This is a genomic window from uncultured Oscillibacter sp., assembly GCF_947654275.1.
Taxonomy (GTDB): Bacteria; Bacillota; Clostridia; order Oscillospirales; family Oscillospiraceae; genus Oscillibacter.
The window spans coordinates 47,706-58,375 of the sequence record NZ_CANTJS010000016.1 but is presented as its reverse complement, the minus strand read 5'-3'; the positions used below and the strand labels follow the sequence as shown (position 1 = coordinate 58,375).

Below are 10,670 nucleotides of genomic sequence, written 5' to 3'. Positions count from 1 at the left end.
GCCGCACTTGTTGAAAAGAAGCGGATGCTTCTTTTCAACTGCGGTGACTATAAAAAATCAGCCGGACAGCAAAAACCGTCCGGCAGCCGTATCAAGCTTGAAAAGCCTCCGGCCTTCAGCCGGAGGCTTTTGAAACCCAGCGGAATGCCGCCTCGGACACGGGTGTTTTTCCACCCCGGAACCTTGAGGCGGCGGCGCCGGTGAGACATGAAAAAAGGGGGACCTGCGTCCCCCTTTCAGCCATATTTACACCAGCTTGGCGGTGCTCATGCGCACGCCGGGGCCCATGGTGGAGGCCGCGACGCAGCTGCGGATATACTGACCCTTGGCGGCGGCGGGCTTCGCCTTCACAATGGCGCCAATCAGGGCATTGTAGTTCTCCACCAGCTTCTCAGGGCCGAAGGAGACCTTGCCGATGGGACAGTGGATGATGTTGGTTTTGTCCAGACGGTACTCAATCTTACCGGCCTTGACCTCCTTCACAGCCTTGGCCACGTCAGGGGTGACGGTGCCGGCCTTGGGTGAGGGCATCAGGCCCTTGGGGCCCAGGACCTTACCGAGGCGGCCCACCACGCCCATCATGTCGGGGCTGGCAACCACCACGTCGAAGTCAAACCAGTTTTCCTTCTGAATCTTCTCCACCAGATCCATGTCACCGACATAATCCGCGCCGGCTTCCTTGGCGGCTTCCACCTTGTCGCCCTTGGTGAACACCAGAACCCGGACGGTCTTTCCGGTTCCGTGGGGCAGAACGATGGCGCCGCGGACCTGCTGGTCGGCGTGACGGGAGTCGACGCCCAGCTTCACGTGGAGCTCCACGGTTTCGTCAAATTTAGCGCTGGCAGTCTTGCAGATCAGAGCCAGGGCCTCGGGGGCCTCATACTGGGTATTCCGATCAATCTGCTTGGCGCTTTCCTTATATTTCTTGCCTCTAAACACAGTAACTTCCTCCTCATAGTGGTTCTTCGGAATGGATTCCTCCCACTGTATGGAGCGGTCCGTCTCCGGCCGCTCAGTTGGCGCGTTTTACTTCAAATTTGCGCCGTACCGGCTGCGCTCAGTCGCCGACGATGACGCCCATGGAACGGCAGGTGCCCGCGATCATGCTCATGGCGGACTCCAGGTTGGCGGCGTTCAGGTCTTTCATCTTAATCTCGGCAATTTTCTGGACGGAGGCCTTGGAAATGGTGGCGACCTTCGTCTTGTTGGGGACGCCGGAGCCGGACTCAATATTGCATTCCTTCTTAATCAGCACAGCCGCCGGAGGCGTCTTGGTGATGAAGGAGAAGGAACGGTCGGCGTACACGGTAATCACCACGGGGATAATCATGCCCACGTCGTTTTTGGTACGCTCATTGAATTCCTTGGTAAAGGCGGCGATATTCACGCCGTGCTGGCCCAGAGCGGGGCCAACGGGGGGAGCGGGCGTCGCCTTGCCCGCGGGAATCTGCAGTTTCACATAACCGGTAATTTTCTGTGCCATGAAACGGCACCTCCTAAAATCTGAAATGTGGTGCGGCGGTCCGTTTCCCCGACCGCCCTGGCGGGAACTGTCCGTTCCCTCCCACCTGCGCCGGTCTCCGCCTCCGCGCCCTCGCGCGGGCCGGCGGCCCTCCGGCGGGCGTCCCCTCCGGGACGCAATGTGTCAGCTCAGGACCTCTACCTGGTCCAGTTCCAAATCCACCGGCGTCTCTCTGCCGAACATGGAGACCATGACGCTGACCCGGTTTTTCTCGGGCTCGATCTCCTCCACAATGCCGGTGAAGCTGGCCAGCGGGCCGTCCACAATCCGCACATGGTCGCCCAGCTTGTACTGGACCACGATCTCGTGCTTCTCCATGCCCATGGCCAGAACCTCCTCCTCCGTAAGGGGGATGGCCTTGTTGGCCGTGCCGACAAAGCCGGTAACACCCCGTACATTCCGTACCAGGTGCCAGGTCTCGTCCGTCATAATCATCTTAATCAGCACATAGCCGGGGAATACCTTCCGGTCCACTTCCTTGGAAGTGCCGCTTTCGGTGATTTCCATGACGGTTTCCATGGGAATTTCGATTCTGAGGATCATATCCTGCATGCCCCGTCCGACCACGAACTTCTCAATGCTGGTCTTGACGGCGTTTTCATAGCCGGAATAGGTATGGACGACATACCACTTCGCGCTGTCTGCCATATCCGCCGGTCCTCAGGCGCCGAAGACGCTCAGAATGATCTGGACAAAGGAGACCGCCGCGAAATCAAAGATCCAGATGCACGCGCCAATCAGCAAAGAGCAGAGCAGCACGGTGCCGGTGTTCTTCGTCACGGTCTGCCTGTTGGGCCAGACGACCTTTTTCAGCTCGCTTTTCATTTCGCGGAACCAAAGGCCGCGATCCTTCTTTTTCGCTTCTGCCATTTTGTTTGATACGCCCTTTCTCAAAAATTATTTGGTCTCGCTGTGGAGCGTGTGCTTCCGGCAGAAACGGCAATACTTGTTCAATTCCAGCTTGTCCGGAGTGTTTTTCTTGTTCTTCATCGTATTGTAGTTTCTCTGCTTGCACTCGTTGCATCTAAGGGTCACTTTTACACGCATTTAACGGCACCTCCTTATATTGGCCTTCCTCCGGGGAAGGCCGACTGCCTCCCTGCCGGGAACTGCATCGCCGTGGTCCGAAAAGCGAAAAGGGCACGACAAAAAGACCCCGCTCACAGGTAAATTTGAGTATAGCACATAAAAGGCGGCAGGTCAACCTCTTTTTTCACAAAATTTTCAAAAAATCAGGACATCCCGGACCGCTTCAGGCCCTTTGGCCCATCGGGGCCGCTTCCGCTTGCGCCGGCAGGCGCAATGGGATATAATAGACGTCAGGCATCCGGCCTGCCCGGGCCGCGGCAATCCATCACATAAGGAGGACCTTCTCTATGCGCATTATGGCCATTGACTATGGAGACGCCCACACCGGCGTCGCCATTTCCGACCCCACCGGACTGCTGGCGGGCTTCACCGCCACCGTCACCGCCTACCGCCCGGAAGCCGCTGCGGAGCAGATTGCTGCGCTGGCCAGGGAACACGGCGCGGAGGAGCTGGTCCTGGGCCACCCTCTCAACATGGACGGCAGCCGGGGCCCCCGGGCCGAAAAGGCGGAGGCCATGGCGGAGCTGCTGCGGACCGTCACCGGCCTGCCGGTGGTCCTCTGGGACGAGCGGCGCACCACCATCGACGCCCATCAGATTCTCTTCAACGCCGGAAAAAACGCCAAAAAGCGGAAAAAAATGGTGGACGCCGTTGCAGCCTCCCTGATTCTGGAGGGATATCTGACCTATAAAAAAAACAGGCCGTAAACAGCCCGAATCCGCCGGCGTTTTTAAAAAACCAGCGGAAGGGCGCGAAAGGGACCCGCAGAGGGTCCCTTTCCCTTTGAAGCGCCCGGCGTCAGCCCGGAGGCCAGGTCATATCCCGGCCGCTGAGCACATGGAAATGCAGGTGGAATACGCTCTGGCCCGCCTGTTCCCCGATGTTGGAAACCACGCGGTAGCTCTCCATCCCCTGTTCCCCGGCCAGTTTGGCGATAACCTCGAAGATGTGGGCCACCACGGCGCTGTTGCTCCCGTCCACCTCGGAGACAGAGCCGATATGGGCCTTGGGCACCACCAGAAAATGGGTGGGGGCCTGGGGGGCGATGTCGTTGAAGGCGAAGCAGACGTCGTCCTCATAGACCTTGCTGCTGGGAATCTCCCCGGCGATGATTTTGCAGAATAAGCAGTCGGACATGGAAAAACCTCCTTTGTTTTTGACTTTTTTGGCTTTTTTGACTTTATTTGTATTTGATTTCTTCCGGAATCTCCTTCATGGTCAGGTCCGCGATTTCCTCTCAATCACAGTCCACATGCAGCAGGTGCTTCCCGCAGTGGAGACACCGGAACAGATAGCCCTGGAGGCTGCCGTTGCCGAGGGCTTCCAGATTCTCCCGAATCCAGTCGTCCATGTCCGGGTCCTCCAAAACCTCCTCCAAAACGCCCAGCGCTTTCAGGTCCTCATAGCCCACGTAACCCTCGAAGGCGCAGAAGTCGCCGCAGTGGGCTCGCCAGTACTCCTGCTGCCAGCCGCAGTAGCCCGGCGTCCGGCAGGTCAGCTCCTCCAGCGCTTCGGGGGCGTCGATCTCGTCCACAGATTCGCTGTCCTGAAAATCGCCGTCGAACTTCTCCGCCGCCGCGCCGCTGGCGATGCAGTCCGGGCACAGGTGTTCCACGTTCTCCACGCTGTAGAAGGGCCCCTCATAGGTGACGAAGGTCTCTTTGCCGCAGCAGGGGCAGCAGACCGCCTCCTCCCGCCTCTTGAACACCTCCGTTTTGAAGGGGTCAGGGTGGTACTTGAATATCGGGAATGACATCAGCGGGCCTCCTTTAAACAAACTGGTTCCGTCCGGCGTCGTATTCGTAATTCAGCGCCGCCAGAGCCTCCCGCAGGGCCGCCTCGTCGGCGTCCAGTGCGGCGCAGAGCTCGGACAGACTGGGGAACTCGTCCCGGAGCTTCGTGTTGACGTAGCTCAGCAGAATCGCGGGGTCTTTGGGCATCATGTCTCTTCTCCTCCGGTCTCCGTAGGGATTTCAAGGGTATGCGGATGCGCTCCGGAAGCCGCAGCCGTCCCCCTGGGATTTTCCAGGCCCAGAACATCATAGTATTCATCGGAGAACACCAGGCCCGCCGGGTCAAAGGCCTTCTGCATCCGCCTGACAGCGGCAAAGGGGTCCCGGGGCTCCAGGCCGAAGGCCTCCGCGACGGTTGTCAGTGCGGCGTCCCTGGCGGCGAAATATTCCGGAATGTCTCCGCGTTCCCTGGCGGCACTGTCCTCCGCCAGAAGGGCCCGGAACTGCTCCTCTGTCATCCACCAGATTTGAGACATCGGATTGGCGTCCCGGCAGTACAGCAGGAAGGAGAGAAATTCCCGGAAATCCGCCCCCACCGGCAGCACATAGGTCCCCTCTTCCCCCATGGCCGGGTCCACGCAGAAAACCCGCTGGTCCCCCGGCAGAAGGATGAAATGCACGCCGTCACAGCCGAGGGTGCCCACAGGCTCCGCCCCCTCCGGGGTGCAGAAATACGGCTTGAATCCGGCGCTCCGTTCCAGGCCGATGGACGAGGCATCAATCTCCAGCGCCCGGAACCGCGCCAAATCCTCCCGGGTGCTCACTGCTCCGGCACCACGGCGAAGAAGCATAGATCCTCGGTGCCCCCGTCGTTCATCAGGCTGTGGGCGTGGCCCTTGGGGCAGTAGTGGCAGGAGCCGGGCTCCAGGGGCTCGCAGCCGCCGTCATAGAGAATGCGGCCCTTCCCCGAGAGAATATAAATGATCTCACTGCTGGTGTCATGGGTGTGCATCCCGATGGTTGCGCCGGGAATCAGCCGCCCCCGCATGATTTTGCAGGCTCCGTCGTTGAACAGTTCCATGCGGGCTTCCTTTTCGCCGCCCCGCATCTGGGGGATGACGGCGGTTTCCATCTTGTCAAATTCAATCAGCATATGGCACGCTCCTTTTTTATCAGCATACAGCTTTATCAGCCTCTTCGCCGCATCCTTTTTCTGCTCCCTCGAACGGTTCCGGACGCCTGTGCGCCCGGACCGCTTCAGGCACGCTCCGTCCATGGGGCCGGGAGGCCCGCCGGTGAGACGGACCCCCAAAAAAACTGGTAAATCAGCCCAGCTTCCCGGCCACGAAGTCGTCCACCATAGCCAGCGCGTCGTCCAGCTTCAGAAGGTCGGTTCCGCCGCCCATGGCGCTGTCGGGCTTGCCGCCGCCCTTGCCGCCGCAGACCGGGGTAATGGTTTTGATGATGTCGCCGGCTTTGATTCCCTTCGCCACGGCGTCCTTGCCGCAGACCGCCAGGAAGGTGATTTTCCCGTCGTTGACCGTAGCCATGACGCCCACCACGCCGGGTTCCTTGTCCCGGAGGAAGTCGCCCATTTTCCGCAGGGCATTGGCGTCCAGGCCGTTGCGCTGGGCGGTGAGAACCTTCAGCCCGCCCACGTCCTTGGCGCTCATGAGGAAGCTCCGGGCCTCGCCCAGAGAGGCCTCGGCCTTGAACTTCTCCAGCGCCTGGCGCAGCTCCTTCATCTCCATGGTCTGCTGCTCAATGCGGCTCTCCAGCTCGCCGGGGGTGGTTTTCAGCATCTGGGCGGCGTGGAACAGCATCTGCTGGTTCCGGTTCACCGTCTCCAGAGTCAAACGGCCCACGGTGGCCTCAATCCGCCGCACGCCGGAGGCCACGGACCCCTCGGACTTGATGCGGAAGGGACCGGCCTTGGCGGTGTTGTCCAGGTGGGTGCCGCCGCAGAACTCCATGGAGAAATCTCCCATCTCCACCACACGGACCACGTCGCCGTACTTTTCGCCAAACATAGCCACAGCGCCCTTCTTTTTGGCCTCCTCAATGGGCAGGACCTCCGTGACGACGGGGTAGCCCTCCAGAATGGCGTCGTTCACCAGCCGGTCAATCTCGCTGAGCTGCTCGGGGGTGATGGCCTCAAAGTGGGTGAAGTCGAAGCGGATGCGGTCCGGCTCCACCAGAGAGCCCGCCTGGTGGACATGGTCCCCCAGGACCTTCTTCAGGGCCGCGTCCAGCAGATGGGTGGCGCTGTGGGCCCGGCGGATGGCGGTGCGGCGATCCGCGTCGATGGAGGTGCTGACAGCATCCCCTGTCATCAGACGGCCCTCCAGCAGACGGCCGGTGTGAAGGAACTTGCCGCCCTTGTTTTTCTGCACATCCGTCACCTGGAAGACGGCGGAGGCCCGCTCCACCGGGAGGTTCGGTCCAGCCATGATAACGCCGTGGTCGGCGGTCTGGCCGCCCATCTCGGCGTAGAAGGTGGTTCGGTCCAGCACAATAGTGGCCTCGGCCCCGGCGACGATTTCGTCCTGGAACTCGCCCTCTACGATGATGGCCAGCACGGTGGCCGCGGTCTCGTTCCGCTCATAGCCCACGAACTCCGTGGCGGGCACGTCGCTGCCGAACTCGATACCGGCCCAGCCCAGGTCTCCCAGGGCCTCCCGGGCTTTTCTGGCCCGAACCCGCTGCTCCTCCATGAGCTGGTCGAAGCCGGGGCGGTCCACGCTCATGCCCTCTTCCTCCACCATCTCCACCGTCAGGTCAATGGGGAAGCCGAAGGTGTCATAGAGCTTGAAGGCGTCCGCGCCGGAGAATACCGTCTCGCCCCGCTGCTTGTGGGCGGAAAGCAGGTCGTTGAAGATACGGAGGCCGCCGTCGATGGTCCGGGCAAAATTCTCCTCCTCGGTGCGGATAACCTTGGTGATATAGCCCTGCTTCTCCCGGAGGTCGGGATAGGCGGACTCATTTTCGTGAATCACCGTATCCACCACCTCATGGAGGAAGGGATGATTCACGCCGAGAAGACGGCCATGGCGGGCGGCCCGGCGGAGCAGGCGGCGGAGGACGTAGCCCCGTCCCTCGTTGCTGGGCAGCACGCCGTCGCAGATCATCATGACGCCGGAACGGATGTGGTCCGTGATGACCCGGAGGGAGACGTCGGTCCTGTGGCTCTCGCCGTAGTGGGCTCCGGTGATTTCGCTGACCTGGTTGGTAATGTTCATCACCGTGTCCACATCAAAGAGGGAATTCACATTCTGGCACACGCAGGCCAGCCGCTCCAGGCCCATGCCGGTGTCAATATTTTTGTTGGTCATTTCCTCATAGTGGCCTTCGCCATCGTTGACGAACTGGGAGAACACATTGTTCCAGACCTCAATATAGCGGTCGCAGTCGCAGCCCACGGTGCAGGTGGGCTTGCCGCAGCCGTGCTCCTCTCCCCGGTCATAGTAGACCTCGGAGCAGGGACCGCAGGGACCCGCACCGTGCTCCCAGAAATTGTCCTCCTTGCCGAAGCGGAAAATCCGCTGGGCGGGGATGCCGATGTCCTTGTTCCAGATTTCAAAGGCCTCGTCGTCGTCCAGATAGATGGAGGGATAGAGACGGTCCTCCTCCAGACCCACCACCTGGGTGAGGAACTCCCAGCAATAGGGGATGGCGTCCTTCTTGAAATAGTCGCCAAAGGAGAAGTTGCCCAGCATCTCAAAATAGGTGCCGTGGCGGTCTGTCTTGCCGATGTTTTCAATGTCTCCGGTGCGGATGCACTTCTGGCAGGTGCAGACCCGGTCCCGGGGAGGCTCCTCCTCCCGGGTGAACCAGGTTTTCATGGGGGCCATGCCGCTGTTTATCAGCAGCAGGCTGGCGTCGCTGGCGGGGGGAATCAGGGAAAAGCTGGGCAGGCGCAGGTGGCCCTTGCTCTCAAAGTAGCTGAGGAACATCTCCCGCAGCTCGTTGAGGCCGTGATAGGGATGGGACATGGGAATTACCTCCTAAAATAATGATTTCATGATAGTTATTCGATGACAATTTTGTACTCGGAACCGCCGCCCTCCGGGTCGTCCTTCCCGCAGAACACGGCGTAGAAGCGCTTGCCGATCAGGCCCCGGAGGTTTCGGATATTCTCGATCTCAAAGGCGCCGAATTCCTGATAACAGGTGCAGTCGCTTTCCTGGTTCAGGGCGTCATAAAAATCGGTGACAAACACGGAATAGTCGTCCAGAATATCCTCAAAGGGAACCTGGGTGATGTCCTGGGGACAGCCGCCCTCCTCGCCGTACCGGTCCGGCTCCATCTCGAAGGAAAGCGACGTAACAAAAAGCTCCTCAATCCCCGGCCTCGAAAGGGAATAGGGATTCGGGCCCCAATAAATGCCGTCCTCGACCTTCTGATAGTCGGGCCCGCCGTATTTTTCCGGGGTATAGTTCTGGAAATTTTTCATCTGACACCTCCCTTCCACGCAAAAAAGCCAAAAAGCAAAAAAGCAAGAAAACAAAAACAAAAAAACCTCCGCCCCGGCATAGGGGCGAAGGCGCGCTTCGCGGTACCACCCTAATTATCCCCCGCCGCACAGGCGGAGACATCTTGAGTCATCCGGTAACGGGGATGAGCCGTTCCGCTCCTCGCGGACTGCTCCAAAGTGGCTGCGGCACGGCGTGGACAAGGGGCTTCCACCCTCCCCCTCTCGCTGAGAACCGTTTCGTGACGCTGGCTTTTTCACGGCGTTTGGCTGATTGAACAGTGTTATTATATGCCTTTTCCCACGTTTGTCAACCAGAAGATTTGCCAGAATCAAAGATTTTACCCCAGAATCACCCCAGCAGGGCCTGAAACCTTTCGGACATCTTCGTGGGCAGGAACTCGATGATCTCATATTCCGCCGCCCCCTCCTGAAAAAAGGGGTCCTGGTCCCGGATTTTTTCCGCCTCCCGGCGGCTCTCGCAGCGGCAGAGAATCACGCCGCCGGTACGGGGCTCCTTCCGGCCGGAGCACAGGAATTTCCCCCCGGCATAGAAGGCGTCCAGAAACGCGATGTGTGCTGGCAGCAGCCTTTCGATTTCGTCCAGAGGCTTGACATACGTCAGATTGAAAAGAAACATCTTGCAGAGCCCTCCCTTTTCTGGTACAATAGAATTGACCACAGTCAATGACCACGGTCATTATTATAACACAGTCCCGTCCCTCTGTCAATACCGGGCCTTGGAAAGGAGCGTTTTCATGGAATATCAGAGCCGAAAGGAAAAAGCCGCCGCCACAAAGGAGAAAATTTTCTCCACGGCGGCGGGACTCATCAAAGAAAAGGGCTACGCGAATGTCACCGTCAGCGAAATCTGCGCCAGAGCGGGCATCGCCAAGGGCTCTTTTTACGTCCATTACAGGTCCAAGGAGGACATCATCCGTGAAAGCTATTACGCGGACCTGGGCGCTTATGTAGAAAAGCACTATGCCGCCTGGCTCCGGGACCGTCCGGACAGCCAGGGCGGGGAGCGCGTCCTGAAATTCCTCTCCCTGGAACTGGAGTTTTCCGAGCTGGCCGGCTACGAGCTCACCTGCCTCGCCTATTCCCTGAATCTGGGGGCCTGCGTGCCGGGGCCCTCGGAGCATCTGCAGAAGCGGACCTTCAGCCGCATCCTCTACCAGGAAATTTCCGCCCATATGGACGAGGCGCAAACCGGCCTCTCCGCCGCCGGACTCTTCACCTATCTGGAAAGCGTGGTCCGGGGCATTATGGCCACCTGGTGCTTCTCCAACCACGCGTTCCACATGGAGGACACCGGCAGAACCTATCTGGCCTGCGCCGTCCAGTCTATATTCCCGAGCATCCGAGTATAAGAACCTGCATTCACAGCCGCTGCACGCCGTCCGGCCGGTCTTTTTCCCACCATACTGCGTCGATCTCCCTTGCCATACGTCAGTATGGCCGCGGGCGCTCTCCTTGTCTGACGAGAAAAATCCTCGCCCATCCGGCATCCCCCGGCTGTGAATGCAGATTCTAAGAAAGCTTTTTCATGTTCGGAAGGGAAAGGGCACTTGAGGGAAAACCGATCAGAGGGTTTCCCTCATGTTCAATCAACAGCATTTGAGCCTGTGCCCGGATGCTCCCCGCCGGGCTTTGTCCGGCGGGGTCCCACCGGCTTCCCGGTGAGAATGCAGATTCCGTCCCTGTCGCATTTCCCGCAGCCTATGCAGCGGGAGGGGCCCCGGGTCCCCTTGCTCAGCGCGTATTCCCACAGCGCCACAGCCGCGCCAATGCCAATCAGCAGCACCCAGCCCATCAGCGGCATACATTGCCCTCCTTATTTTGAAGTGGATGC

16 protein-coding genes are annotated in these 10,670 nt (G+C 59.7%); 2 read left to right on the top strand and 14 right to left on the bottom strand.

Translation table 11 applies throughout. The annotated features are described in order from the left end of the window. Positions 1-246: 246 nt before the first annotated feature. The 5 genes from rplA to rpmG all read right to left on the bottom strand — a co-directional run bounded on the left by rplA (position 247) and on the right by rpmG (position 2,569). Positions 247-939 (bottom strand): 50S ribosomal protein L1, encoded by a 693-nt coding sequence (rplA, locus tag Q0063_RS06230; protein WP_297871115.1) that lies wholly within the window; start codon positions 937-939, stop codon positions 247-249. A 118-nt stretch (positions 940-1,057) separates the two neighbouring features. After that, complete coding sequence (rplK, locus tag Q0063_RS06225) at positions 1,058-1,483, bottom strand: 50S ribosomal protein L11 (RefSeq protein WP_297871114.1); 426 nt, start codon at positions 1,481-1,483, stop codon at positions 1,058-1,060. A gap of 162 nt (positions 1,484-1,645) precedes the next feature. Beyond that, positions 1,646-2,170, bottom strand: a complete 525-nt coding sequence (nusG, locus tag Q0063_RS06220; RefSeq protein ID WP_297871113.1) for a transcription termination/antitermination protein NusG — start codon at positions 2,168-2,170, stop codon at positions 1,646-1,648. A 12-nt stretch (positions 2,171-2,182) separates the two neighbouring features. After that, on the bottom strand, positions 2,183-2,392 hold the full coding sequence (secE, locus tag Q0063_RS06215; protein WP_297871112.1) for a preprotein translocase subunit SecE: 210 nt from the start codon (positions 2,390-2,392) through the stop codon (positions 2,183-2,185). Between the two features lie 27 nt (positions 2,393-2,419). Then, a complete protein-coding gene (rpmG, locus tag Q0063_RS06210) occupies positions 2,420-2,569 on the bottom strand; it encodes a 50S ribosomal protein L33 (protein WP_016323379.1) in 150 nt (49 codons plus the stop codon). Positions 2,570-2,898: 329 nt separating this feature from the next. Here rpmG and ruvX point away from each other — a divergent pair, with 329 nt between their 5' ends. Beyond that, positions 2,899-3,318 (top strand): Holliday junction resolvase RuvX, encoded by a 420-nt coding sequence (gene ruvX / locus Q0063_RS06205; RefSeq protein WP_297871111.1) that lies wholly within the window; start codon positions 2,899-2,901, stop codon positions 3,316-3,318. 91 nt (positions 3,319-3,409) lie between these two features. Here the strand turns inward: ruvX and Q0063_RS06200 are convergent, their stop codons facing one another. From Q0063_RS06200 to Q0063_RS06165, 8 genes are all read right to left on the bottom strand, one after another. Further along, positions 3,410-3,748 carry a histidine triad nucleotide-binding protein gene (locus Q0063_RS06200; protein WP_297871110.1) on the bottom strand — a complete coding sequence of 113 codons (339 nt, stop codon included), beginning with the start codon at positions 3,746-3,748 and terminating at the stop codon, positions 3,410-3,412. Positions 3,749-3,848: 100 nt separating this feature from the next. Beyond that, entirely contained in the window at positions 3,849-4,367 is a 519-nt protein-coding gene (locus Q0063_RS06195; protein ID WP_297871109.1) for a CbrC family protein, read from the bottom strand. 13 nt (positions 4,368-4,380) lie between these two features. Further along, a complete protein-coding gene (locus Q0063_RS06190) occupies positions 4,381-4,554 on the bottom strand; it encodes a DUF4250 domain-containing protein (RefSeq protein ID WP_297871108.1) in 174 nt (57 codons plus the stop codon). After that, a complete protein-coding gene (locus Q0063_RS06185; RefSeq protein ID WP_297871107.1) occupies positions 4,551-5,150 on the bottom strand; it encodes a hypothetical protein in 600 nt (199 codons plus the stop codon). The genes Q0063_RS06190 and Q0063_RS06185 overlap by 4 nt, the downstream gene beginning before the upstream one ends. A 14-nt stretch (positions 5,151-5,164) precedes the next feature. Further along, entirely contained in the window at positions 5,165-5,497 is a 333-nt protein-coding gene (locus Q0063_RS06180) for a cupin domain-containing protein (RefSeq protein ID WP_297871106.1), read from the bottom strand. Positions 5,498-5,669: 172 nt separating this feature from the next. Further along, positions 5,670-8,336 (bottom strand): alanine--tRNA ligase, encoded by a 2,667-nt coding sequence (gene alaS, locus Q0063_RS06175; RefSeq protein ID WP_297871105.1) that lies wholly within the window; start codon positions 8,334-8,336, stop codon positions 5,670-5,672. Positions 8,337-8,371: 35 nt separating this feature from the next. Beyond that, positions 8,372-8,797 (bottom strand): hypothetical protein, encoded by a 426-nt coding sequence (locus Q0063_RS06170; protein WP_297871104.1) that lies wholly within the window; start codon positions 8,795-8,797, stop codon positions 8,372-8,374. 370 nt (positions 8,798-9,167) lie between these two features. Then, positions 9,168-9,455, bottom strand: coding sequence for a YciI family protein (locus Q0063_RS06165; RefSeq protein WP_297871103.1), 288 nt, complete (start codon positions 9,453-9,455; stop codon positions 9,168-9,170). A 118-nt stretch (positions 9,456-9,573) separates the two neighbouring features. On the opposite strand from Q0063_RS06165, the gene Q0063_RS06160 reads away from it, so the two are divergent. Beyond that, on the top strand, positions 9,574-10,188 hold the full coding sequence (locus tag Q0063_RS06160; protein WP_297871102.1) for a TetR/AcrR family transcriptional regulator: 615 nt from the start codon (positions 9,574-9,576) through the stop codon (positions 10,186-10,188). A 233-nt stretch (positions 10,189-10,421) separates the two neighbouring features. Here Q0063_RS06160 and Q0063_RS06155 read toward each other — a convergent pair whose 3' ends face one another. Next, a complete protein-coding gene (locus Q0063_RS06155) occupies positions 10,422-10,640 on the bottom strand; it encodes a hypothetical protein (RefSeq protein ID WP_297871101.1) in 219 nt (72 codons plus the stop codon). Positions 10,641-10,670: the final 30 nt, after the last annotated feature.